This window comes from Serratia proteamaculans (assembly GCF_004684015.1).
Classification (GTDB): Bacteria; Pseudomonadota; Gammaproteobacteria; order Enterobacterales; family Enterobacteriaceae; genus Serratia; species Serratia proteamaculans_F.
Window position 1 is genome coordinate 242,529 of record NZ_SRIA01000018.1, and the last position, 24,272, is coordinate 266,800.

The following is a 24,272-nucleotide window of genomic DNA, read 5'->3' on the forward strand; positions in this document are numbered from 1 at the left end:
CTATGGCGACAGGCACTACTTTGATGCTGCACACCCTAACACAGCATTTTTGTCCTAAAGCGGCTAATTAACTGCAAAAAACCCGGCTTTTCGGGCCATCGAAATAGTGAGTAAGGGGAAATAATGGCATGCCCAGAAATGGGAGCGCCGCTATTTAGAAGAAATGTGTATCAGGGAGTCTGTTTTGTCACACAACGCTAACCACATCGTTCATCAGCCTGGCAGGGAGCTACGCCGTGGCCCGAACCGGATCCTGAGCGTCATTGAAGGACACTGGCTAAAATGAGTGCTTCAATCTCCGCCACCGAAAGCCGCGATAATGGCCTGCAAGCCATGTGGAACCGTCTGCGCGCCAACCCGAAAATCCCACTGCTGATCGCCGCTTCCGCCGCCATCGCCATTGTGGTTGCGCTGCTGTTATGGGCAAAAAGTCCTGATTACCGGGTGCTGTACAGCAACATTAACGATCGCGACGGCGGTGCCATTGTCACCCAGCTGACGCAGATGAACATCCCCTACCGCTTTGCCGAGAACGGCGCGGCGTTGCTGATCCCGGCAGACAAAGTGCACGAAACCCGCCTGCGGCTGGCGCAGCTGGGCCTGCCGAAAGGCGGTGCCGTAGGCTTCGAACTGCTGGATCAGGAAAAATTCGGCATCAGCCAGTTCAGTGAGCAAATCAACTACCAGCGTGCGCTGGAAGGCGAATTGTCGCGCACCATCGAATCACTGGGGCCGGTACAAAACGCCCGGGTGCATCTGGCATTGCCAAAACCCTCGCTGTTCGTGCGCGAGCAAAAATCCCCTTCCGCCTCGGTGACCCTGACGCTGCAACCCGGCCGCGCTTTGGATGACGGTCAGATCAACGCCATCGTTTATATGGTCTCAAGCAGCGTCGCCGGCCTGCCACCAGGCAACGTGACCGTGGTCGATCAATCCGGTCGCCTGCTGACCCAGTCTGACGGTGCCGGACGCGATCTGAACGCCGCACAGCTCAAGTACGCCAACGAAGTGGAAAGTCGCTACCAGCGCCGTATCGAAGCGATTTTGGCGCCGATGGTCGGTAACGGTAACGCGCGCGCCCAGGTTACCGCGCAGATTGATTTTGCCACCCGCGAACAAACCGACGAAGAATATCAGCCGAACCAACTGCCCAATAAGGCCGCCGTCCGCTCCAAACAAATGAGCCAAAGCGATCAGATTGGCGGGCCATTGGTCGGTGGCGTACCGGGTGCCTTGTCCAACCAACCTAGCGCACCGGCTACCGCGCCGATTGAAACTGCTAAACCGGCGGCCGGCGGCAATAACGCCAATGCCCCGCAACCCAATGCCGCGACCACCCGCAGCGCAAACTCGGGGCCGCAGAATTCTCGCCTGGATGAAACCACCAATTACGAAGTCGATCGCACCATCCGTCATACCCAGCAAAAAGCCGGGACGGTACAGCGGCTGTCGGTGGCGGTGGTGGTCAACTATCGCGGTACTGATAAAGACGGTAAACCACTGCCAATGAGTAAAGAGCAGTTGGCGCAGATCGAATCGCTGGTGCGCGAGTCCATGGGTTTCTCCAGCAGCCGCGGCGACACGCTCAACGTGGTCAACACGCCGTTTACCGAAAACGAAGTCACCGGTGGTGAGCTGCCGTTCTGGCAAAGTCAGGCGTTTATCGATCGTCTGTTCGACGCCGGGCGTTATCTTCTGGTGTTACTGGTCGGCTGGTTGCTGTGGCGCAAACTGGTACGTCCGCAGTTGCAAAACCGTCAGGCGGTACAAAAGGCCGCTATCGCCGCCGCCAATACGCCAATGGCCAAACCGGCAGAGAGCAATAAACAAAGTAATGAGGAGCTGGCGCAGCACCGCAAATCACAGCAGCGCGTCAGTGCAGAAGTCCAGAGCCAGCGGATCCGCGATATGGCTGATAAAGACCCACGCGTGGTCGCTCTGGTAATCCGCCAATGGATGAGCAACGAATTATGAGTCTGACCGGAACCGAAAAAAGCGCCATCCTGCTGATGACCCTGGGTGAAGATCGCGCCGCCGAGGTGTTCAAACACCTCTCCTCGCGGGAAGTCCAGCAGTTGAGCGGCACCATGGCCAGCATGAGCCAGGTCTCGCACAAACAACTCAATGAAATACTGCGCGAATTTGAAGATGACGCCGAACAGTATGCGGCACTGAGCGTCAACGCCAGTGACTACCTGCGTTCGGTGCTGGTTAAAGCGCTGGGCGAAGAGCGTGCCGCCAGCCTGTTGGAGGATATTCTCGAATCCCGCGAGACCACCACCGGCATGGAAACGCTCAACTTTATGGAGCCGATGAGCGCCGCCGATCTGATCCGCGACGAACACCCGCAGATCATCGCCACCATTCTGGTCCACCTGAAGCGTGGCCAGGCGGCGGATATTTTGGCGCTGTTCGACGAACGCCTGCGCAACGACGTGATGCTGCGTATCGCCACCTTCGGCGGTGTGCAACCGGCAGCGCTGGCGGAACTGACCGAAGTGCTGAACAACCTGCTCGACGGCCAGAACCTCAAGCGCAGCAAAATGGGCGGGGTACGCACCGCAGCCGAGATCATCAACCTGATGAAAACTCAGCAGGAAGAAGCGGTTATCGACGCCATGCGCGAATACGACGGCGAACTGGCACAGAAGATCATCGACGAAATGTTCCTGTTCGAAAACCTGGTGGAGGTCGACGACCGCAGCATCCAGCGCCTGTTGCAGGAAGTGGAAGGCGAATCCTTGCTGGTGGCGCTCAAAGGGGCGGAACAGCCGCTGCGCGAGAAGTTCCTCAAGAACATGTCGCAACGTGCCGCCGACATTCTGCGCGACGATCTGGCCAACCGTGGCCCGGTACGCATGTCGCAGGTCGAGAACGAACAGAAAGCCATCCTGCTGGTGGTCCGTCGTTTAGCGGAAAGCGGCGAAATGATTATCGGCGGTGGCGAGGACACCTATGTCTGATCGCATTAACACCCTGCCCTGGCAGCCCTGGTCGCTTAACGATTTGACCGAGCCGAAAGCGGTGGTCGAACCGCTGCCGTTACCGCCAGTAGAGTCTTTCGGCACACCACTGGACGACACCGTGGTTCAGGAACAGCAATTGGCCCAATTGCGCCTGCAGGCAGAGCAGCAAGGCCAGCAGTTGGGCTATGCCGACGGCCAGCAAAAGGGTTACGAAGCCGGGTTCCAGGCCGGCATGGAGGAAGGCCGCCAACAGGGATTGCTGGAGGCGCAACAGCAACAACAACCGCTGACCGCCCACTGGCAACAACTGGTGACAGAATTCCAGCACACGCTGGACGCGCTGGACAGCGTGATCGCCTCGCGCCTGATGCAGTTGGCGTTGACCGCCGCCAAACAGGTGCTCGGTCAGCCGCCGGTGTGTGACGGCACTGCCCTGCTGGCGCAGATACAGCAGTTGATTCAGCAGGAACCGATGTTCAGCGGTAAGCCTCAGTTGCGCGTACATCCGGATGATTACCAGCGTATTGAACAACAACTGGGCGCCACGCTCAGCCTGCACGGCTGGCGGCTGCTGGCCGATGGTCAACTGCACCCTGGCGGTTGCAAGGTCAGTGCCGATGAAGGCGACCTCGACGCCAGTCTGGCAACCCGCTGGCACGAACTCTGCCGCCTGGCGGCTCCGGGAGAAGTGTAATGACGCTTCGACTCGGCCGCTGGCTGACCTCACTGGATACGTTGGAGAAACGCATCACGCACGCGCCGAAGGTTCGTCGTTACGGCCGCCTGACGCGCGCAACCGGGCTGGTACTGGAAGCCACCGGGCTGCAACTGCCGATCGGCGCGACCTGCCTGATCGAACGTCACGACGCGGGTGAAGTACAGGAAGTCGAGAGCGAAGTGGTCGGTTTTAACGGCCAGCGACTGTTCCTGATGCCACTGGAAGAAGTGGAAGGCATTGTGCCCGGCGCACGGGTGTATGCCCGCGTCTCGCCGGAAGGGCAAAGCGCCAGCAAACAGCTGCCGCTCGGGCCGGCATTGCTGGGTCGGGTGCTGGACGGCAGCGCCAAGCCACTCGACGGCCTGCCCGCACCGGAAACCGGTTATCGTGCGCCGCTGATCACCGCCCCTTTCAACCCACTGCAACGTACGCCGATCGAACAGGTACTGGACGTCGGAGTACGCACCATTAATGGTCTGTTAACCGTCGGCCGTGGTCAGCGCATGGGGCTGTTCGCCGGTTCCGGCGTCGGTAAAAGCGTGCTGCTGGGCATGATGGCGCGTTATACCCAGGCCGACGTGATTGTCGTCGGGCTGATCGGCGAACGTGGCCGCGAGGTCAAAGACTTTATCGAAAACATCCTCGGCCCCGAAGGCCGGGCACGTTCGGTGGTGATTGCCGCCCCGGCCGACGTCTCGCCGCTGCTGCGCATGCAGGGGGCCGCCTACGCCACGCGTATTGCCGAGGACTTCCGCGATCGCGGTCAGCACGTGCTGCTGATTATGGATTCACTGACCCGTTACGCCATGGCCCAGCGTGAGATCGCCCTGGCCATCGGCGAACCGCCGGCCACCAAAGGTTATCCGCCTTCGGTATTCGCCAAACTGCCAGCGTTAGTCGAACGCGCGGGCAACGGCATCAGCGGTGGCGGTTCAATCACCGCCTTTTATACCGTACTGACCGAAGGCGATGACCAGCAGGATCCGATTGCCGATTCGGCGCGTGCCATTCTCGACGGCCACGTGGTGCTGTCACGACGGCTGGCGGAGGCCGGTCACTACCCGGCAATCGACATTGAAGCCTCGATCAGCCGCGCCATGACATCGCTGATCGATGAGGAACATTACCGCCGGGTGCGTAATTTCAAACAGATGCTGGCCAGCTATCAACGCAACCGCGATTTGATCAGCGTCGGCGCCTACGTCTCAGGCAGCGATCCTTTGCTGGACAAGGCGATGGCGCTGTACCCGCAGATGGAAGCTTATCTGCAACAGGGCATTTTTGAACGCAGCGGTTATGACGACGCTTGCCAACAGTTACAGCAGTTGATCGTTTAACGTCACCAAAGGCGAAAATCCGATGAAACCACAGTCACCCCTGATTACCCTGCGCGATTTGGCGCAGGACGCAGTAGAACAGGCGACGCAGCAGTTGGGCCAGGTGCGCAAGGCACAGCAGGCGGCAGAGCAGCAGCTTTCCATGCTGCTCAATTATCAGGATGAGTACCGTCAGAAGCTGAATAATCAACTGAGTGGCGGCATGGAATCGTCCAACTGGCAGAACTATCAGCAGTTTATCGGCACGCTGGAGCAGGCCATCACCCAACATCGCCAGCAACTGATGCAGTGGGGGCAAAAAGTCGAGAGCGCGGTTAAACACTGGCAGGACAAGCAGCAACGGCTGAATGCCTTCGAAACCCTGCATACCCGTGCCCAAAGTGCGGAACTGCAGTTGGAGAATAAACGGGATCAAAAACTGATGGATGAGTTTGCTCAACGCAGTGCACAAAGGAATATCCACCCATGAACCTCAACCTATTGTCAGGTCTGTCGACCCCAGGCGACAGCGGATTACTGCCGGACACACAGTTGCCGCTGGATGAATCCTCCCTGTCGTCCGCTTTCGCTCAACTGCTCGGTGCACGTGTGCTGCCGGCCGATAAGGCTGCAGGCAAGCTGTCGCCGATGACGCTGAGTGCAGACGAGGACTCCGCGCCGCTGAGCCGCAACCAGTTAACCCAGCTACTGACCACCTTCGGCGAACCTGATGGGCTTTTGGCACCGTCGCTATCAAGCAGCGCTCAGCAAGCAGCCGTCACGCCGGGTGAAGAGCCGCTGAAAGATCAAACTGCGGAAAATACGGCCCTGCGCCCCGCCGGTGAAATCGACGCGGCCACCTTACAGGCGCTGTTTGCCATGTTACCGATCGCCGTAACGCCGGCTACCGCGGCGGGCACCGGAGAACTGAACGTTGAAGGCGAACCGGGTGCAGTGCAATCTGCCGCCCTGCCAGGCGCAGCGCTGGGTCGACACGCGGAGGTTTCGGCATCCCAGATGACGGAGGTTCAGAAAGCCCCGGCAGCCGCGAGCAAAGATCCGCTTACTGCTGCAAGCCGTGCCGACGCCCCACAACAGTTGGCGGCCACCCACGACAAGCCGGATGCAAGCGCGTTGAAATTCAGTACCGATACCCAGCAGCCAGTCAATCACCTGATGGCGCCGCCCGTCTCCAGCCCGACGGTGGCAGCCGCTCCAGCCTCTTCGCTGGTCACCGCCCCGCCTACGCCACAGCTAAATGCCCAGCTTGGTAGCCCCGAGTGGCAACAGGCGCTCAATCAGCAGGTACTGATGTTCCATCGCAACGGCCAGCAAAGCGCAGAACTGCGTCTGCATCCGCAGGAACTGGGGGCATTGCAGATCACCCTCAAGCTCGATGACAGCCAGGCACAGTTGCACATTGCCTCCGCCCACGGTCAGGTGCGTGCCGCCGTGGAAGCCGCCATGCCGCAACTGCGCCATGCGCTGGCAGAAAGCGGCATCAATCTGGGACAAAGCAGCGTCGGCAGTGAATCCATGCCACAGGGGCAACAGGCGCAACAACAAAATGCCGGGCAGCAGGGCCAACCGAGTTATCGCGATAGCCACGCAGGTAGTGAACCTGCCGCAGAAGCCCTCAGTGCCCCACAGGCATTGCAGGCGATGGCTCGGGCCGTCAGCGGCGTTGATATTTTCGCCTGACTGACCGCAAACGCCCAAGCTGGCACGCTTTTCCCCGCCTATTCTGGCTATTGCACGCCGGAATAGACGGGATAATACCGCTACATGTCATGCGTGCGGTTTTCATGTACGCAGAAAACAGGAATTTGGCTTAGCAATGTCTCAGAACTCCCTTCCAACAGCCTCAAATAAACGTCCGTTACTGGTGATCCTGCTGGTGTTGATCACCGTAGCCGCCTGTGGCGCAGCCGGCTACAGCTGGTGGCAGCTCAAACAGCACCAGAACGGCGCACAGCCCGCAGACAAACCGCAACCTCCGGCTGCACCGGTGTTTATGCCGCTGGATACCTTTACCGTCAATCTGATGACGCCGGATAACAACCCCGATCGCGTGTTGTATATCGGCCTGACATTACGCTTGCCGGACGAAAACACCCGCCGCCAACTGAACGATTTTCTGCCGGAGGTACGTAGCCGTCTGCTGATGCTGCTGTCCCGTCAGGAAGCGGGTCAGTTGAGCAGTGAACAAGGGAAACAGCAACTGGTGGCGCAGATTAAGGACGTACTTAGCCCGCCGCTGGTTAAAGGACAACCGAAGCAGGTGGTCAGCGACGTGCTGTTCACCGCCTTCATATTGCGGTAATCACTATGGGCGACAGCATTCTTTCACAGGCAGAGATCGACGCCTTGCTCAACGGCGACAGCGCGGGGGATGAACCCGTCGCGGTCACCAGTAACGAGAGCGAGGTCAAGCCGTACGATCCGACCACCCAGCGCCGCGTGGTGCGCGAGCGTCTGCACGCGCTGGAAATCATCAACGAACGTTTTGCCCGCCAGTTCCGCATGGGGTTATTCAACCTGCTGCGTCGCAGCCCGGACATTACCGTCGGCCCGATCAAAATTCAGCCGTACCACGAATTTGCCCGCAACCTGCCGGTGCCCACCAACCTCAACCTGGTGCACCTGAACCCGCTGCGCGGTACCGCGCTGTTCGTGTTCGCGCCGAGCCTGGTGTTTATCGCAGTCGATAACCTGTTCGGGGGCGACGGCCGTTTTCCGACCAAAGTGGAAGGCCGCGAATTCACCCCGACCGAACAGCGGGTGATCAAGCGCATGCTACGTCTGGCACTGGATGCTTACGGCGACGCCTGGAGCGCGATTTACAAGATCAACGTGGAATACGTGCGCGCCGAAATGCAGGTGAAATTCACCAATATCACCACCTCGCCGAACGACATTGTGGTTACCACTCCGTTCCAGGTGGAAATCGGTGCGCTGAGCGGTGAATTCAACATCTGTATTCCGTTCGCGATGATAGAGCCACTGCGCGAACTGCTGACCAACCCGCCGCTGGAAAACTCACGGCAGGAAGACAGCCACTGGCGCGAAACGCTGGTGAAACAGGTGCAGCATTCCGAACTGGAGCTGATTGCCAACTTCGTCGATATCCCGATGCGGCTGTCAAAAATTCTGAAGCTGCAACCGGGTGACGTATTACCGATTGATAAACCGGATCGCCTGATTGCCCACGTGGACGGCGTACCGGTACTGACCAGCCAATACGGCACGTTAAACGGGCAGTACGCCCTGCGTGTTGAACATTTGATTAACCCTATTTTGAATGCTCTGAGTGAGGAACAGCCCAAATGAGTGATCCTAAGCAACCGTCTGGCGAAGGAAAGGAATCCGTGGACGACCTGTGGGCTGATGCGTTTAACGAGCAGCTTGCGACCGATAAAACCTCTGCCAGCGACGCAGTGTTCAAATCGCTGGAACCTCAGGAGGCCGGCGGTAGCCTGCAGGACATCGATCTGATCCTGGATATCCCGGTCAAACTGACCGTCGAACTGGGCCGCACCAAAATGACCATCAAGGAACTGCTGCGTCTGTCGCAGGGTTCGGTCGTGGCGTTGGACGGGTTGGCGGGTGAACCCCTGGATATCATGATCAACGGTTATCTGATTGCCCAGGGCGAAGTGGTGGTGGTGGCCGACAAGTTCGGCGTGCGTATTACCGACATCATTACCCCATCCGAACGTATGCGCCGCCTGAGCCGCTGATGAACCCAAACGCCACCGCGCCCGGCCAGGGCACTTTGCAACCCGCCACCCCGGCACTGCCGGCCGGTTCGGTGCTGACACAGGTCAGTACCGCACTCGGCGGGATCCTGCTGCTGATCCTGCTGGTAGGTTGGCTGTTTCGCCGATTGGGGTTCGCCCCACAGGCACGCAACAGCAAACTGTTAAACCTGCGGGCCAGCTGCCAGGTTGGTCAGCGTGAGCGCGTGGTGGTGGTCGAAGTGGACAACACCTTGCTGGTGCTGGGCGTCACCGCCCAGCAAATCACCCCGCTGCATACCCTGCCGGCCCCTGCGCAAGATGGCAGCGCAACCGACAGCGCAGCGCCGGCTGATTTTCGCCAACTGATGCAAAAAGTTTTGAAACGTCCGGAAAAATCGGCATGACTCACACTCAACAATCAGCATCCCCGGCTTTTGCCCCCCTCGGCTCGAATTGCCAGAAGGTCACAGCCGTCCCCCTCTCCTGCCGGGAGAGGGCCGGGGTGAGGGGAAAACACCTTTTTGCCGCTGCCCTGCTGCTAATCAGCCCGGCGACTTTCGCGCAGTTGCCTGGCCTTATCAGCCAGCCGTTGGCGGGCGGTGGCCAAAGCTGGTCGTTGCCGGTGCAAACGCTGGTGTTGCTGACCTCGCTCAGCTTCCTGCCTGCAATGCTGCTGATGATGACCAGTTTCACCCGCATCATCATCGTGCTCGGGCTACTGCGCAACGCGCTGGGCACTCCTTCCGCTCCACCGAATCAGGTGATGCTGGGTCTGGCGCTGTTCCTGACCTTTTTCATCATGTCGCCGGTGTTCGACAAGGTCTATCAGGACGCCTACCTGCCGTTCAGTCAGGACAAAATCAGCCTGGACGTCGCAATGGATAAAGGTTCGCAGCCGCTGCGCGAATTTATGCTGCGCCAGACGCGTGAAACCGATTTGGCCCTGTACGCCAAGCTCGCCAACCTGCCGCCACTGGCCGGGCCGGAAGCGGTGCCGATGCGGATTCTGCTGCCGGCTTACGTCACCAGCGAGCTGAAAACCGCGTTCCAAATTGGCTTCACGGTATTTATTCCGTTCCTGATTATCGATCTGGTGGTGGCCAGCGTGCTGATGGCGTTGGGGATGATGATGGTGCCCCCGGCGACTATCTCGCTGCCGTTCAAACTGATGCTGTTTGTGTTGGTGGATGGCTGGCAGTTGCTGCTTGGCTCGCTGGCACAAAGTTTCTATTCATAACCGGAGCCGCCAATGACCCCTGAATCCGTAATGGCGCTGGGCACCGAAGCGATGAAAGTAGCGCTGGCGCTGGCTGCCCCGATGCTGCTCGCCGCGTTGGTCAGCGGTCTGGTGGTCAGCCTGCTGCAGGCCGCCACCCAGATCAACGAAATGACGTTGTCGTTTATCCCCAAAATTCTGGCGGTGGTCGCCACCATCGTGATTGCCGGGCCCTGGATGCTCAACCTGCTGCTGGACTATATGCGCACGCTGTTCACCAACCTGCCGAATCTGATTGGTTAACCATGCTCACATTTGACAGCGCGCAGTTCGGCGTCTGGCTTAGCCAATATTTCTGGCCGCTGCTGCGCATTCTGGCGTTGATCAGCACCGCGCCGGTGTTCAGCGAAAAGCAAATCAGCAAGAAGGTAAAGATTGGCCTGGGCGGACTGATCGTGATCCTGATCGCCCCTGGATTGCCCATCAGCACCGTCCCTATCTTCTCCGCCGCCGGACTATGGCTGGCCGCACAGCAGATCCTGATCGGCGTGGCGCTGGGCCTGACCATGCAGTTCGCCTTTGCGGCAATCCGCCTGGCCGGCGAAGTGATCGGCATGCAGATGGGCCTATCGTTCGCCACCTTCTTTGATCCCAGCGGCGGGCCGAACACCCCGGTGCTGGCGCGGCTGCTCAACCTGCTGGCCATGCTGTTGTTCCTCAGTTTTAACGGTCACCTGTGGCTGATTTCGCTGCTGGTCGACAGCTTCCATACTCTGCCTATCCAGGCTGAGCCGCTCAATGGCAACGGTTTTCTGGCACTGACCCAGGCCGGTTCGCTGATTTTCATCAATGGTCTGATGCTGGCACTGCCACTGATTTGCCTGTTGCTGACGCTGAACATGGCGCTCGGCCTGCTCAACCGCATGACGCCGCAACTGTCGGTATTTGTCATCGGCTTCCCGGTCACCATGACCATCGGCATTATGACCATTGGCATGATGATGCCGATGCTGGCGCCGTTTTGTGAGCACCTGTTCGGTGAGTTCTTCGACAGGCTGGCTGATGTCATCGGCAGCATGACCCCCTAGCGTTACCCTCATTCGTGCGGCTTAACGGCCGCACCTCGCCGGACAAACTGGCAGTAAAACCCCTTTCTCGCTATAAAAAGTTGGAAAAGCCCAATAAACACGATTTGGCTTCGATTATTTTTATGGCCTTGAATAATAAAATACCCACCTTAGAATGGCCTTGTTAAATATAAAGCCATCAGTAATAACAGCCGTCGAACAATTAAATAAAGGAGTAAATTTAAATATAAATTAACGCACAGGGAAGTTAAATAAAACTCTGACGACCATCATCCGCAGGGATAAAAATACTTTTCACCGGGGTCAGCCGGCGGGACAGGCATATTTATTATCTGCGGTTTTACCTCTACCCTCAGGAGCACGGAAATGAAAGCCAAAACCAACCGAAGAGCACGCAGAGCCTTAGGCATGGCGCACTGGGCAACCAACCGTATTCAAATATCACTATCCTCTTCGCCGAACGGTGAAAAATGGACCATGGTGAAAAAGAAAAAATAACCGCTACGCTATAAATAAAAATATAGCCTCTGGTATTACTCCCCTTTCCGTCTGAATATTTTAACGTTTCCCGACGTTAAATCAGGCGAAAAAAAAGCACGTCACTCAAACCTTAGTGGGGGAAAGAGTGACGTGCCAAAAAAGTGCGCCCGGTTTCAAGAAGGCTCTACAGAGATAGCGCCTTCTAAGCACACCCAAAGAGTGACCCGCCATGGCTTCACAACGGATGTTTATTATTGCCATTCATTCGGTAGGGGCGCTGCATGCTACGCCCGCTTTAATCGGGGCGAATGTATTCGCCCCCTACCATATCAGTGCAGGTAACAACGCTGCAGCTTGAAAGACGACGGGTATCAGCGGTTCATCTGGAACAGCGACATACCCTGCATATCACCGAAGGTTTTGTACGACGCCTGCAAGGCCGCCTGCTGCATAAAGTAGCTCGATATCGACTCGGCCAGGTCGGCATCCGTCAACGCACTCATTTGCGTTTGGTTGATCAGGTCGCGATCTTTGCCGATGCTGTCCAGCGTATCCATTTCCTGCAGTTGGTTACCCAGTTCGGCACGTACGCTGAGCACTTTGTTGTAGGAGTTGTCCAGGCCACGGTTGGCCTTGGCCAGCGCATCGTTCACCTGCTGTTTGGTGGCGTCGTCCGCGTCCTTCAAAGGGGTTTTCAACGCCTTCAGCGCGATATCAATGCTTTCAAACACGTTAGAAACCGGCGCACTGCCGTCCGGCTCTGGCTTCGGGTTGCTGGTCAAGGACATAAACACTGTATCGCCGGTATGGCCAATGGTCATGGTGCGGTTGGCGTCCACTTTCTGCTCGACCGCCTGGTTACCACCGGCGTAGCTGATCGTCCCGCCGTTATCGACAAACGGGGGCTTGTCATTGACGAAGCCGCCAAACATGTAGCGGCCGTTGCCGTCGGTGCTGTTCGCCTGGTTGAGCAGTTGGTCTTTCAGCCCCTGCAGTTGGGTCGCCAGCGAATCACGGTCGTTATCGCTTTCGGTACCGCCGGCATTGACGATCAGCGCCTTCATATCGGCGATGGTACTGGTTGCCCCGCCCAGCACCGTCTCTTCCATCGACACACTTTGGCGGGCAAAGGTTCGCGCCAGGGCATACTGGGTGTTTTCCGACTGGGACTGGGCCAACATCACCGCCTGCGATGCCGCCAGCGGATCGTCAGACGGATTGCTGACCTTTTTGCCGGTAGAAAGCTGCTCTGCCGCCTTCATAAACAGTGATTGGTTGCCGGTAATGCCGGACATGTTCTGTTGGTACATCATGCTGGTGCTCATGCGCATGGTGCAGGCTCCTCAAAATCGGTGACCGGAGCCAATGCGGCCCCGGTTAAAAGGGAAATCAACGGATATTCAGCAGCGCATCAAACATCGAGCTGGCGGTCTGGATCACCTGCGCATTGGCCATGTAATACTGCTGGAAACGCAGCAGTTCACCGTACTCTTCATCCAGGTTAACGCCGGAAACCGACTGCTGTTGGATAGTCAGCTGCTTGACGATATTGTTCTGTGAGGTCACCGAAACCTTGGCCGATGCCGTTTGGTTACCCACGCTGCTGACCATACTGGCGTAAGCACCGCTGAAGGTGGCTTTGCCGTCGACCAGTTTCTTGGTTTGCAGGTCGAGCAGTTTTTTGGCGTTTTCGTTATCGCCGCGGCCGCTGTCATCCTTACCGGCAGCGGCAATGTTTGAAGAGTTGGTGATGGCGACCTTCAGGCTGCCCGCGACGTCGCTGACCGGCTTCACGGTAAAGCTGTCATTCTTTTGCGCGTTGCCCTCAATGCCCACCTTCAGGCCGTCAAAACTTAGCGTCGCTTTGCCATCGGCATCGGTACCCGCGGTGGCGTTAACCTTCACGTTGTCCGGCAGACGGCTTACCTGCCAATTGCTGCCGTCAAACTCTACCCGGTAATCATTGGCTTTCACCTTGCCGGTATCGGTGTAGGACACCGACAGCGCCGCATCACCGCTATTGCGGCTGTTATCCACCACGCGCCCACCGCCAAAGTTGAAGAAGTCGGTCCCGGCGTCACCGTTAAGATCGAACCCGGCGCGGTGTTGCTGGTTAAAACTGTCCGCCATTACCAGCGCCAGTTGCCCCAGTTGGTTACGTGTGGCATCCAGTGATTCACTGCGGAATTTCAGTACGCCGCTAACGCTGCCGCTGGTAATTTGCCCTTCAGGCACTTCGCTGACGCCGTTACCGCGGTTATAACCCAGAGTCAGGCGGGAAGGGTCGCCGCTGGAGGGGATGGCTTCAACCTGATAGCTGTTGCTGCCCTGCACCAGGGTCAGGCCGTTGGCGAAAGAGACCGTATAAGCATCGCCGTCCTGCTGGGTCACCTGCACCCCCACCACCTGGTTTAGCTCGGTGACTAACTGGTCGCGCTGATCCAGTAAGGCATTCGGCTCACCGCCACTGCCGCGCAGGCGGGTGATTTCATCATTGAGTTTGGCGATCTGCTGGCTGTAGCTGTTGATCTGCGTCGCGCTATCGCTGAGCTGCTGATTAACGCCGCTGTCCATATCGCGCAGATATTTATCGGTGTTATTGAACTGATTGACCAGGCCATTGGCTTTGCCCAGCACCGTCTGACGCGCTGCGTCATCACCGGCGTTGCTGACCAGATTCTCCAGGTTACTGAAGAAGTCCTGCATGTTGGTCGACAGAGTATTGGTCTTACTGGCCAGCAGGTTGTCGATCTGCGAAATTTTCTCGAAATAGGCGTTCTGCGCCCCGGCCTGGCTCTGCGCGCCGCGCAGTTGGTTGGTAATGAACTGATTGTATTCGCGGTTGACGCTGGTCACGGTAACGCCATTGCCAATAAAGCCGTTCATGGTGCTCATGCCGCCATTTTGCGCCAAAATCGCCGTCTGGCGGTTATAGCCCGCCACGTTGTAATTGGAGATGTTGTTACTGACGGTGCTGAGCGCCACCTGAGCCGCATTCAGCCCGCTCATCGCGGTATTGATTAAGCTATTGGACATAGAAGTTCCTTTTGCTGCGGTGCCGCTGGCCCACAGAAGTCAATTAATCTGCTGAACCCATCCGCCCAGCCTGTGTTGGTTATCGGCAAAAAGCGGGGAAACTTGAGGAAAAAAACCGGGTCCAGCATGCTGAACCCCTACGTTTAAATACGGCCTATTGCGTAGGGGCGCTGCATGCCGCGCCCTGTGGCTAGAACAGATCCTTCAGGTCATGGGTATAAGCCTTGACCACCTGTTCGCCGCTGTTTTTCATCTGCTGGATCACGCTGACCAACTTGTTGGCGTATTGCGGATCGGTAGCGTAACCGGCCTTCTGCAACGCATGTGCCGCCTGTTCGGGGCTGCGCGCATTGGCCACTTCGGCGTAGCGCGGGTTATTGGTCAACAGCTTGACGTAGTCGGCAATCGCTTCAACATAAGAACCGTACACTCGGAACTGCGCCTTGATCTTCTTCGCTGCTCCCTGCTCAAACTCGGTGGTGGTGACCTCGGTAACCGGCCCGTTCCAACTGCTGCCGGCCTTGATGCCAAACAGGTTGTAGCTTGGCGTGCCGTTGGCAGTCGGGATTTCGCGCTGGCCCCAGCCCGATTCCAGCGCGGCCTGCGCCACAATCAACTGATGCGGAATGCCACTCTGCTGACTGGCAACGCGCGCCGGAACGGACAGCCGGGCGACAAAGTTGCCGTTATTGAGCGACAGCGGCGACGCGGCAGGCGCTTTCGGCACCGCACGACGAATCATTTGCTCCAGCGCCTGATTCGGCAGCGTTTGCAGTACCTCGTTGTCCAGCGCCATTGGTGACATGCCCGCCGTCTCACTCGGCACCGCGTTGGCGTTGCTCATCTGCCTGACCATCATGTCGGCCATCCCCAGCCCCTTCTGCGACATCTGCTGGGCAATCTGCTGGTCATACATTGAGGTATAGAGCCGCGACTGATCGCTGCTCAGTACCCCGTCTTTGGGTAGCGCGGCACGCATGCTTTTGAGCATCATCTGCACGAACATGCCTTCAACCTGTTGCGCCACCTGTTTCAGATTGCCCTGCGGATCGCTCGCCGCGTCACGCTTCAGCCCGTTTAGCGCCTGCGCATCATAAGCGGCGCCCGACATCGCCATCAGATCGCCGGCCATCAAATGATTTCCAACTTGGCGCGCAGACAGCCGGCGCTTTGCATTGCCTGTAGGATCGACATCAGATCGATCGGTGTAGCCCCCAAGGCATTCAGCGCGCGGATCACGTTGTTCAGATTGGCGCTGGCATTAACCTTCTGCAGCGAACCGCCCTGCTGCTGCACTGAAATCTGGGTATTCGGCGTCACCACGGTCTGCCCGCCGCCAAACGGCGTCGTTGGTTGGCTGACGGTATTTTGCCGATCGACCACCACCGACAGATTGCCCTGCGCCACCGCACAAGAATCCAGGATCACGTCGCGGTTCATCACCACCGACCCGGTACGTGAGTTGATGATCACTTTGGCATCCATCGCCCCGACGCTGACGTTAATGTTCTGGATCTCCGCCAGGAAACGCACCTGCGAACTGTTGCCCTGCGGCACCAGTACCTGAATGGTGCGGGCGTCCAACGGTGAGGCGGTACCACCACCGCGCTGGCGGTTGATGGCATCGCTGATCTGCTGCGCCAGGGTGAAATCCTCATCGTTCAACTGCAGATTAATCACACCACCGGCACCGAAGGTGGTTGGCAGTTCGCGTTCAATGGTGGCCCCGTTACTGATGCGGCCACCGGCCAGTTGGTTGACCTGCACGCTGCTGCCGCCGGACGAGGCACCGGCACCGCCTACCAGCACGTTGCCCTGAGCCAGTGCGTAGACCTGGTTATCAACGCCTTTCAGCGGCGTCATCAGCAAGGTACCGCCACGCAGACTCTTGGCGTTGCCCATGGAGGACACCACCACGTCAATATTCTGTCCGGTACGCGAAAATGGCGGCAGCTTGGCGGTCACCATCACCGCCGCCACGTTTTTCAGCTGCATATTGGTGCCCGGCGGCACGGTGATCCCCAACTGCGACAGCATATTGCTCAGGCTCTGGGTGGTGAACGGCGTCTGCATGGTTTGGTCACCGGAACCATCCAGCCCGACCACCAACCCGTAACCGATCAGCGCGTTATCACGCACGCCTTGCACCGTGACCAGATCGCGAATGCGCTCCGCCGTTGCCGGTAGACACACCAGCCCAATCCACAGCGTAAGCAGTATTTTTTTCAGCATCGGTCAATCCTTAGAACGGTGAGACATTTAAGAAGAAGCGTTGCAACCAACCCATGGTCTGCGCCTCGTTGATATAGCCGTTACCGACGTATTCAATGCGCGCATCTGCCACCTGAGTAGAAGTGACCGAGTTACTGCCGCTGATGGTGCGCGGATTCACTACCCCGGAGAAACGAATGAACTCGGTGCCCTGGTTGATGGCGATCTGTTTTTCGCCGACCACGTGCAGATTGCCGTTAACCAGCACCTGATTGACCGTGACGGTAATGGTGCCGTTAAAGGTATTGTTGGCATTGGCTCCGCCCTTGCCGCCGAAGGTGCTGTCGCCGGACATCTCCATGTCGGCACGCGCATTGCCCAGCAGGCCATCGAGATAGCGCGGTGCAGTGGCAACGCCAAACTTGCTGGCACCATTGCGGCTGGCATTGGCGGAAGAACTTTTGCTGGCGCTGACGTTTTCCTGCAGTGCGATGGTCAGGGTGTCGCCGACATTACGCGGGCGGCGGTCTTCAAACAGAGGCTGATAGCCGTAGTTCATCGGTTGTACCGTCTGGAAAATCGAGCCGTTCGGTACCGGTGCGCCCGCCGGAGCCGGTTGCGCCGTGGTCGTGCCATCCACCAGCGGTTTATGCGGAATATAAGCACAGCCGCCCAGCGTCAGCATCACCATCGCCGCCAACCAGCGTTTGCCTTGCGGCGGCACGTTTGCCATCAGAGTTGTGGTTACCACGGGTATCGCCTTTGTTTCACAAAATCTTGAGGTTTGTTAGCTGTCTGACGGGCGCAGCCGCGCCCGTCAATTACAGTTGCGTCAGTTTTTGCAGCATCTGATCGGAGGTCGATACCGCTTTGCTGTTGATTTCATAAGCACGCTGGGTCTGGATCATATTGACCAGCTCTTCCGCCACATTGACGTTGGAGGTTTCCACATAGCCCTGATACAGCAGACCGGCCCCGTTTAACCCTGGCGTACTCTCGTTCGGCGCGCCTGAGCTCTCGGTCTCCTGGTACAGATTCTCGCCCATGCTTTCCAGGCCGCTGTCGTTGATAAAGGTGGTCAGCGTCAGTTGGCCTACCTGCTGGGCTGCGGTCTGGCCCTGCTGGGTGACGCTGACAATGCCGTCGCGGCCTACGGTGATGCTCAGAGCATTGGCCGGAATGATGATCGCCGGTTGTACCTGGAAGCCGCTGGCGGTCACCAGTTGACCGTTCTGATCTCGCTGGAACGATCCGTCGCGGGTGTAGGCCAGGGTGCCGTCCGGCATCATCACCTGGAAAAAGCCTTGCCCCTTGATGGCGATGTCTTTGCTGTTATTGGTCTGCGACAGATTGCCCTGGCTGTGCAGGCGCTCGGTCGCCACCGGACGCACACCGGTACCAATCTGCAAACCGGACGGCAGCGTAGTCTGCTCGGAGGACTGCGCCCCCGGCTGGCGCATGGTTTGGTACAGCAGATCTTCAAACACTGCACGCTGGCGTTTGAAACCGTTGGTGCTGACGTTGGCCAGGTTGTTGGCAATCACGTCCATATTGGTCTGCTGCGCGTCCAGACCGGTTTTGGCAATCCATAAAGATGGGATCATGGGCTATTTCCTTGCGGCTTAACTCATTGATAACAACGAGTTGGCGCGTTGTTCATTTTCATCCACGCTGTGGATGACCTTCATCTGCATTTCAAAGCGGCGGGCGTTGGCAATCATGTCGACCATGGTTTCCATCGGCTTGACGTTGCTGCCTTCCAGCACCCCCGGCATGACCCGCACCAAAGGATCGTTCGGTAACTGATTACCACGTTGCTGCTGGGTTTCCGGCGTCAGACGGAACAAACCGTCATCACCACGCATAACTTCGCGCGCGTCGGCCTTGACCAGTTTCAGCCGACCAATCTGTGCGAGGGTATTCGGCGGATCGCCCGCATTCAGTGCCGAAATGGTCCCGTCGGCGGCAATGGTGATCTCTGCCGACGGCGGCACCTCAATCGGCCCGCCATCGCCCATCACCGGCCGCCCCTGCACCGTCAGTTGCCCGGTGGAGGAAATCTGAAGATTGCCGTTGCGGGTGTAGGCTTCAGTGCCGTCCGGCAGGCTGACCGCCAGAAAACCGTCTTGCTGCAACGCCACGTCCAGCGGGCGCGCGGTATAGTTCAGCGCCCCCTGGCTCATGTCGGCACCCGGCGTTGACGCGGTAACCAGCGTACGCGTCGGCAGGCTTGGCCCGTCTACCGGCACCGCACGCAGCGCCGAAAGCTGAGCACGGAAACCCGGCGTCGAGGCATTAGCCAGGTTGTTGGCAGTCACCGATTGCTGCTCCAGCGTCTGCCGCGCCGCACCCATCGCGGTATAAATCGCGTGATCCATAAATCAATCCTATTAGCGCAGGCTGACCAGCGTTTGCAGGATCGAATCCTGCGTTTTGATGGTCTGGGCGTTCGACTGGTAGTTACGCTGAGCAACAATCATATTCACCAACTCCTGGCTCAGATCGACGTTGGAGGCTTCCAACGCGCCGCTGGTCAACTTGCCGAAACCACCGCCGCCCGCAATACCCACACGCGGCTGGCCCGATGCACCGGTTTCCTGCCAGACGTTATCGCCCTGCGAGGAGAGGCCTTCCGGGTTGGAGAAGTTGGCCATCACAATCTGCCCCAGCACCTGAGTCTGCTGGTTGGAATAGATGCCCACCACCGTACCGTCGTTGTTAATCTGGAAATTGGTGTACTCACCGGCACCATAGCCGTCTTGCGATACCTTGCTGACCGAGTCGGCGCTGACGCTCTGCTGCATGCTCTTGGCAAAGCTCAGGCTGAGGTTCTGCGCCGGAGCACCGTCTTTGGCGGACATCGGGATCAGCATGCTGAACTCGGCGGCGGTGCCTTGTTTACTGGTGGTGCCGGTCAGGTTGCCGCTGGTATCAAAGGTCATGGTGCCGGCATCGACAGCCGCAGCGGAGCCATCCTGGGTATACACCTGCCATTGGTTTTCGTCAGTCTTCACGAAGTAGGCATTGATGTTATGCGCATTACCCAATGAGTCGTAGGCAGTGATGGTGTTGACGTAGTTATAAGAATCCTGCTTGGTCGGATCGAAGGTCTTGTTGTCCGGTACCTTATGGGTGGATTTCAGGTTGGTTACCATGGTGCCGGAGGTAGACGCCTTGGCGTTCATCATGCCTTCAGGAATGCTCAATGGCACCGGGTTGGCGCCCTGCTGAATGGTCGGCGGCGTGCCGGCAGCCGGATAACCGGTCAACTGCAGACCCTGCATGTTGGTCAGGTTGCGGTTTTCATCCAGCTTGAACTGGCCGTTACGGCTGTAGAACACGCCACCGTCCTGGTCCTGCATGCGGAAAAAACCGTTGCCGGAAATCGCCACGTCCAGCGCACGGCTGGTCCCGGTGGTGGTGCCGCCCTTAAAGTTCTGGGTGATGCCCGCAACCTTGACGCCCAACCCTACCTGCGAACCGGCGAACATGTCGGCAAAGGAAACGGTGCCTGATTTAAAACCGGAAGTGGCGGAGTTAGCGATGTTGTTACCGATCACGTCCAGATTGGTTGCTGCTGCGTTCAAGCCGCTTACTGCCTGAGAAAAGGCCATGTCAATCTCCGAATAATGTTTAGGCTATCGTCCGATAACGCCCTGTGAATAGGTGAAATAAAAAAACGAATTAAAGAATTTGGCGGACTTCTTCCAGCGTGGTGCTCCCCGCCAGGCCCAGATCCAGCTTCGCGCCGTTCGCGTCGCGGATAACGCCATTGACCATGCCAAAGTGCAGGCTGCGCGCCACCAACTGCTCACCGTTACCCTTGGCGTTGATGGTGAAGCTGTAGGCTCCGTCGGGTGCGGTGGTGCCGTCCGTCATCGAACCGTCCCAGCTAAACGAATGCACCCCGGCGGTCAAACCACCGAGTTCGATAGTGCGTACCGCTTTGCCGGTGGCATCAGTAATGGTGGCGGTTACCGAGTCGGCCGCACGCTCCAGTTCCACACCAAACGGCGTGGTGCTGACCTTGCCGTCTTTGCTGCCGGCCAGGATGTTGCTGCCGGGAACCATCACGCCGTGACCGATCAGGGCGCTGGCCTGCAGGGACTGATTGCTGTTGATCTGGCCGGAAATCGAGCCCAGCGTGGTATTGAGTTTCTCGATGCCCTGAACGGTGTTGATCTGCGCCAATTGGCTGGTCAGTTCATTGTTCTGCATCGGGTTGGTCGGATCCTGGTTCTTCAACTGCGCTACCAGCAGCGTCAGGAAGCTGTTGCTCAGATCCTGGCTGGTGTTGTTTTTGGCGTTAGCGCCGATGACGCTGTTATCCAGCGATTCATTGGTTGTTGCGGCAATGGCCATGGCAAGCTCCGGTTATTGACCCAGCGTCAGGGTTTTCATCATCATCGACTTGGTGGTGTTGAGCACCTCGACGTTGGCCTGATAGCTGCGGGAAGCGGAAATGGTATTGACCATTTCCCCCACCACATCCACGTTCGGCATACGCACGTAGCCTTTGCCGTCCGCCAACGGGTTACCCGGTTGGTAAACCAGACGCTCCGGTGCCGGGTCGTCAACCATCTGCGCTACGCGTACGCCCCCGGTCGGCTGCCCGGCACCGGCAGCGACTTCAAACACCACCTGTTTGGCGCGATAAGGCTGGCCATCCGGGCCGGTGACGCTGTCGGCGTTGGCCATGTTGCTGGCGCTGACGTTCATGCGTTGCGACTGGGCTGACAGCGCCGAGCCGGAGATATCAAAAATATTCAGTAGCGACATGCGCCTTATCCTTGTTGTAACACTGACATCATCCCTTTGATCTGACCGTTGAGCAGCGTCAGGTCGGTCTGATATTTCAGGCTGTTATCGGCGAAGTTGGTGCGTTCGCGATCCATGTCCACCGTATTGCCGTCCATAGACGGCTGATCCGGCACGCGGAACAGCAAGTCGAGCTGTGGCGGCTGCATGTTCTGCGCCGGAATGTGGCGCGCGGACGTCATGTTCAGCGCAATGCCACTGCCGCTGACGCGGCCCTGTTCCAGCACCTTGTTCAATTGGCCGGCGAAATCGATGTCCCGCGCCTGATAGCCCGGGGTGTCTGCGTTGGCGATGTTGGCGGCCAGAATTTCCTGCCGCTGGGCGCGCAGGTTCAGCGCCTCTTGACCAAAGCGCAGAGCAGCGTCCAGTTTGTCGATCATGCTCCCTCCGCGAGGTTAGAATTTGGAGCCGACAGCATAAACGCCCCTTCCGCCAGCCTATCGTGGGAATAAGAGCAAAATGCGTCGCTATTTATCTGCTTAGCCTGAACACAGTCCGGGTACACTTACGCGTATCCTGATGGTTGTGGTGGAAGCGAAGATGAAAGGTAAAATGCTGCTGTTGGCAGCGCTGCTGTGCAGCCTGAACGCACGGGCCGAGGATCTGGCGGCGCAGATTGAAAGCTTCGTCACCAGCCAATTCAGCGGCAGTCCGGTGCAGGTTAAAGTGCTGGTGCGCACGCCTGCGACCCTGTGGCCACCGTGCGAATTTCCACAGCTTTCTCTCGCCTCCAATGCCCGCCGTTGGGGTAACATCAGTATTTCGGCGCGCTGTGGACAGGAACGGCGTTTTATCCAGACGCAGGTTCAGGTGATCGGCAAATACCTGGTGTCGGCTCGCTCAGTCAATGCCGGCAGCAAGCTGACGGCGGCGGATATCAAGTTGAAAAGTGGCCGGCTCGATACGCTGCCCCCCCGTACGCTGTCTGAAGCCGGCAAGGCTCTGGGCGCCGTCAGCCTGCGCAATATCAGCCCCGGCCAGCCACTGACCCTGGCCATGCTGCGCCGCGCCTGGGTGATCAAGGCCGGTCAGGCGGTGCAGGTGACCGCGCAGGGGGAAGGATTTAACATCAGCGGATCGGGCAAGGCGATGAACAACGCCGCCACAGAAGATAGCGTCCGCGTGCGCATGTCCTCTGGGCAAATTGTTAACGGTATTGTCGGTGACGACGGCGCAATTCGCATTAGGTTATAAACAGGTAAAGGTTTCTCAAAACCTGCCGATAATAAAATCATAAGCAGTATTTTACTGGCCGCCAGGGCCACAAAAAGTATCAGCCATTGCCTGCCAGGTGACGGCATTGATGGAGATTGACCATGAGTATCGATCGCACCCAGCGGCTGCAACCCGTTCCCACGGTGCAACCGCGTGAGACGCCGGCGGAGAATCCACTTCAGCCACGTAAAGCCGTCCAGACTGAAAACACCGTCAGCGGCACCCAGGTAAAATTGAGCGACGCGCAAGCTCGCCTGATGCAACCGGGAACGCAGGATATTGATATGAACCGGGTGGACGCCATCAAACAGGCGATCCGTAACGGTGAGCTGAAAATGGATGCCGGTAAAATTGCCGATGCACTGCTGCAGGACGCGCAAAGCGATGCCCAGTGGATGTCGAACGGCAACCCAACGCCAAAGGGCTAACCCTCGGGTTAACCACCTGGGAACTCTTTGAAAGGTGATTTATCGTCATGGAAAATCTGGCGCAACTGATTAATAAGCTGCTGGAAACCCTGCGAGCACTGGATACGGTGCTGGCGGAAGAACATCATTTGCTGTGCTCCGGCCAATTGCCGGGCGTGGCGCTGCAACGTGCCACCGATGCCAAGAGCCAACTGCTGGCCACGGTAAACTACCTGGAACAACAGCGACTGCAGTTGGAAAAGGCGCAGGGACAACAGGCGCCCTATTCCGCTCACCCGCCTCTGGCAGACGCTTGGCAACAAGTGCAGGCGCTCAGCCAATTGCTGCGGGAAAAAAACCAGCATAACGGCATGCTGCTCAATCAGCAGATCGACCACAACGCCCAGGCGCTGGCGATCCTGAGCAAGCAAAACAAATCGCTGTACGGCCCGGATGGCCAGTCGCGTAACGCCAGCCTGTTGGGCCGAAAAATCGGCGTTTAGATCCTGCTGAACGGGGCAAAAAGCCCCTTCACTTTACAGCCTGCCTCGCAATTTTTTTTCACCTTGCCGAAAACTCAAAACCCTGACGCGAGGCTCTTCGCAGCTCAGAGAATCACAGCTTCTCAGCCTGCAAAACACCCGTCATACTGCGCTCAATGGTTAATCGCTTGAAATCTACCCAAGGTAGGTATAGCGTGCACAGGGAGTGTAAAAATTGAATATCTACCATGTAATGAATTAAGGAAGATTTATTATGAGCAAGATACTCGCTGAGATTCATCAGGAAATGAAAAGTCTGTACGACGGTGGTTTTTTGGACGAAGCGACCATGGGTGGCTTTGAACTGCTGTGCAAGAAAAGAGTTAAACACTACAGTCCCAATCAAATCAAACGGTTGCGCAAGCGTGAAAAAGTCAGCTCGCACACCTTTTCTGCCTATCTGAATGTTGATTATGAAGAGATCGAAGCCTGGGAGCGTGGCGAAGCCGTCCCCAACTCCGCCGCAATGAAACTGCTTTCGCTGGTCGACCGCAACGGCCTGGCGATCCTCGCCTAAAC

General features: G+C 57.9%; 29 protein-coding genes. 18 read left to right on the forward strand and 11 right to left on the reverse strand.

The annotated features are described in order from the left end of the window. Positions 1-282: 282 nt before the first annotated feature. The 14 genes from fliF to sra all read left to right on the forward strand — a co-directional run bounded on the left by fliF (position 283) and on the right by sra (position 11,542). Positions 283-1,974, forward strand: a complete 1,692-nt coding sequence (gene fliF / locus E5C26_RS14955) for a flagellar basal-body MS-ring/collar protein FliF (protein ID WP_135317016.1) — start codon at positions 283-285, stop codon at positions 1,972-1,974. Then, on the forward strand, positions 1,971-2,963 hold the full coding sequence (gene fliG, locus E5C26_RS14960; protein WP_012145670.1) for a flagellar motor switch protein FliG: 993 nt from the start codon (positions 1,971-1,973) through the stop codon (positions 2,961-2,963). The genes fliF and fliG overlap by 4 nt, the downstream gene beginning before the upstream one ends. Beyond that, positions 2,956-3,660, forward strand: a complete 705-nt coding sequence (gene fliH, locus E5C26_RS14965) for a flagellar assembly protein FliH (RefSeq protein WP_135317017.1) — start codon at positions 2,956-2,958, stop codon at positions 3,658-3,660. The genes fliG and fliH overlap by 8 nt, the downstream gene beginning before the upstream one ends. After that, entirely contained in the window at positions 3,660-5,021 is a 1,362-nt protein-coding gene (gene fliI, locus E5C26_RS14970) for a flagellar protein export ATPase FliI (RefSeq protein ID WP_135317018.1), read from the forward strand. The genes fliH and fliI overlap by 1 nt, the downstream gene beginning before the upstream one ends. 22 nt (positions 5,022-5,043) lie before the next feature. Then, positions 5,044-5,490, forward strand: a complete 447-nt coding sequence (gene fliJ / locus E5C26_RS14975; protein ID WP_135317019.1) for a flagellar export protein FliJ — start codon at positions 5,044-5,046, stop codon at positions 5,488-5,490. Next, positions 5,487-6,701 (forward strand): flagellar hook-length control protein FliK, encoded by a 1,215-nt coding sequence (locus E5C26_RS14980; protein ID WP_135317020.1) that lies wholly within the window; start codon positions 5,487-5,489, stop codon positions 6,699-6,701. The genes fliJ and E5C26_RS14980 overlap by 4 nt, the downstream gene beginning before the upstream one ends. Positions 6,702-6,837: 136 nt before the next feature. Beyond that, entirely contained in the window at positions 6,838-7,323 is a 486-nt protein-coding gene (fliL, locus tag E5C26_RS14985; RefSeq protein ID WP_135317021.1) for a flagellar basal body-associated protein FliL, read from the forward strand. 5 nt (positions 7,324-7,328) lie between these two features. Then, on the forward strand, positions 7,329-8,330 hold the full coding sequence (gene fliM, locus E5C26_RS14990) for a flagellar motor switch protein FliM (protein WP_012145676.1): 1,002 nt from the start codon (positions 7,329-7,331) through the stop codon (positions 8,328-8,330). Continuing rightward, positions 8,327-8,740 (forward strand): flagellar motor switch protein FliN, encoded by a 414-nt coding sequence (fliN, locus tag E5C26_RS14995; RefSeq protein ID WP_135317022.1) that lies wholly within the window; start codon positions 8,327-8,329, stop codon positions 8,738-8,740. Before fliM ends, fliN begins: the two co-directional genes overlap by 4 nt. Continuing rightward, the gene (gene fliO, locus E5C26_RS15000; protein WP_135317023.1) at positions 8,740-9,144 is read left to right on the forward strand and encodes a flagellar biosynthetic protein FliO; all 405 of its coding nucleotides are present in this window, start codon (positions 8,740-8,742) and stop codon (positions 9,142-9,144) included. Before fliN ends, fliO begins: the two co-directional genes overlap by 1 nt. Positions 9,145-9,242: 98 nt before the next feature. Then, positions 9,243-9,977, forward strand: a complete 735-nt coding sequence (gene fliP / locus E5C26_RS15005; RefSeq protein ID WP_135317024.1) for a flagellar type III secretion system pore protein FliP — start codon at positions 9,243-9,245, stop codon at positions 9,975-9,977. Between the two features lie 12 nt (positions 9,978-9,989). Then, the gene (gene fliQ, locus E5C26_RS15010; protein ID WP_037419012.1) at positions 9,990-10,259 is read left to right on the forward strand and encodes a flagellar biosynthesis protein FliQ; all 270 of its coding nucleotides are present in this window, start codon (positions 9,990-9,992) and stop codon (positions 10,257-10,259) included. A 2-nt stretch (positions 10,260-10,261) separates the two neighbouring features. Continuing rightward, a complete protein-coding gene (fliR, locus tag E5C26_RS15015) occupies positions 10,262-11,044 on the forward strand; it encodes a flagellar biosynthetic protein FliR (RefSeq protein ID WP_135317025.1) in 783 nt (260 codons plus the stop codon). A 366-nt stretch (positions 11,045-11,410) separates the two neighbouring features. Then, complete coding sequence (sra, locus tag E5C26_RS24715; RefSeq protein ID WP_017893223.1) at positions 11,411-11,542, forward strand: stationary-phase-induced ribosome-associated protein; 132 nt, start codon at positions 11,411-11,413, stop codon at positions 11,540-11,542. A gap of 353 nt (positions 11,543-11,895) precedes the next feature. On the opposite strand, the gene flgL is transcribed toward sra, so the two are convergent. The 11 genes from flgL to flgB all read right to left on the reverse strand — a co-directional run bounded on the left by flgL (position 11,896) and on the right by flgB (position 21,969). Beyond that, the gene (gene flgL / locus E5C26_RS15020; RefSeq protein ID WP_135317026.1) at positions 11,896-12,855 is read right to left on the reverse strand and encodes a flagellar hook-associated protein FlgL; all 960 of its coding nucleotides are present in this window, start codon (positions 12,853-12,855) and stop codon (positions 11,896-11,898) included. 58 nt (positions 12,856-12,913) lie between these two features. Continuing rightward, positions 12,914-14,560 carry a flagellar hook-associated protein FlgK gene (flgK, locus tag E5C26_RS15025; RefSeq protein WP_135317027.1) on the reverse strand — a complete coding sequence of 549 codons (1,647 nt, stop codon included), beginning with the start codon at positions 14,558-14,560 and terminating at the stop codon, positions 12,914-12,916. A 190-nt stretch (positions 14,561-14,750) separates the two neighbouring features. After that, the gene (gene flgJ / locus E5C26_RS15030) at positions 14,751-15,692 is read right to left on the reverse strand and encodes a flagellar assembly peptidoglycan hydrolase FlgJ (RefSeq protein WP_135317028.1); all 942 of its coding nucleotides are present in this window, start codon (positions 15,690-15,692) and stop codon (positions 14,751-14,753) included. Further along, positions 15,692-16,792, reverse strand: coding sequence for a flagellar basal body P-ring protein FlgI (locus tag E5C26_RS15035; protein WP_135317029.1), 1,101 nt, complete (start codon positions 16,790-16,792; stop codon positions 15,692-15,694). Before E5C26_RS15035 ends, flgJ begins: the two co-directional genes overlap by 1 nt. A gap of 10 nt (positions 16,793-16,802) precedes the next feature. After that, positions 16,803-17,504 carry a flagellar basal body L-ring protein FlgH gene (flgH, locus tag E5C26_RS15040; RefSeq protein ID WP_012145686.1) on the reverse strand — a complete coding sequence of 234 codons (702 nt, stop codon included), beginning with the start codon at positions 17,502-17,504 and terminating at the stop codon, positions 16,803-16,805. 88 nt (positions 17,505-17,592) lie between these two features. Continuing rightward, positions 17,593-18,375: a flagellar basal-body rod protein FlgG gene (gene flgG, locus E5C26_RS15045; RefSeq protein WP_012145687.1), complete on the reverse strand. Its 783-nt coding sequence runs from the start codon at positions 18,373-18,375 to the stop codon at positions 17,593-17,595. A gap of 18 nt (positions 18,376-18,393) precedes the next feature. Then, positions 18,394-19,149, reverse strand: a complete 756-nt coding sequence (locus tag E5C26_RS15050; protein WP_135317030.1) for a flagellar basal body rod protein FlgF — start codon at positions 19,147-19,149, stop codon at positions 18,394-18,396. A gap of 12 nt (positions 19,150-19,161) precedes the next feature. Continuing rightward, on the reverse strand, positions 19,162-20,385 hold the full coding sequence (gene flgE, locus E5C26_RS15055; RefSeq protein WP_135317031.1) for a flagellar hook protein FlgE: 1,224 nt from the start codon (positions 20,383-20,385) through the stop codon (positions 19,162-19,164). Positions 20,386-20,455: 70 nt separating this feature from the next. Further along, a complete protein-coding gene (gene flgD / locus E5C26_RS15060; RefSeq protein WP_135317032.1) occupies positions 20,456-21,133 on the reverse strand; it encodes a flagellar hook assembly protein FlgD in 678 nt (225 codons plus the stop codon). Between the two features lie 12 nt (positions 21,134-21,145). Next, entirely contained in the window at positions 21,146-21,550 is a 405-nt protein-coding gene (gene flgC, locus E5C26_RS15065; protein WP_135317033.1) for a flagellar basal body rod protein FlgC, read from the reverse strand. A gap of 5 nt (positions 21,551-21,555) precedes the next feature. Then, positions 21,556-21,969 carry a flagellar basal body rod protein FlgB gene (gene flgB, locus E5C26_RS15070; protein WP_135317034.1) on the reverse strand — a complete coding sequence of 138 codons (414 nt, stop codon included), beginning with the start codon at positions 21,967-21,969 and terminating at the stop codon, positions 21,556-21,558. Between the two features lie 160 nt (positions 21,970-22,129). Here flgB and flgA point away from each other — a divergent pair, with 160 nt between their 5' ends. The 4 genes from flgA (at position 22,130) to E5C26_RS15090 (ending at position 24,270) form a co-directional block, all read left to right on the forward strand. Next, positions 22,130-22,783 (forward strand): flagellar basal body P-ring formation chaperone FlgA, encoded by a 654-nt coding sequence (gene flgA / locus E5C26_RS15075; RefSeq protein ID WP_135317035.1) that lies wholly within the window; start codon positions 22,130-22,132, stop codon positions 22,781-22,783. Between the two features lie 122 nt (positions 22,784-22,905). Beyond that, positions 22,906-23,232, forward strand: a complete 327-nt coding sequence (gene flgM / locus E5C26_RS15080) for a flagellar biosynthesis anti-sigma factor FlgM (RefSeq protein ID WP_135317036.1) — start codon at positions 22,906-22,908, stop codon at positions 23,230-23,232. A gap of 47 nt (positions 23,233-23,279) precedes the next feature. After that, complete coding sequence (locus E5C26_RS15085; protein ID WP_135317037.1) at positions 23,280-23,714, forward strand: flagella synthesis protein FlgN; 435 nt, start codon at positions 23,280-23,282, stop codon at positions 23,712-23,714. 253 nt (positions 23,715-23,967) lie between these two features. Beyond that, positions 23,968-24,270, forward strand: a complete 303-nt coding sequence (locus E5C26_RS15090; protein WP_135317038.1) for a helix-turn-helix domain-containing protein — start codon at positions 23,968-23,970, stop codon at positions 24,268-24,270. The last annotated feature ends 2 nt before the right edge of the window (positions 24,271-24,272 follow it).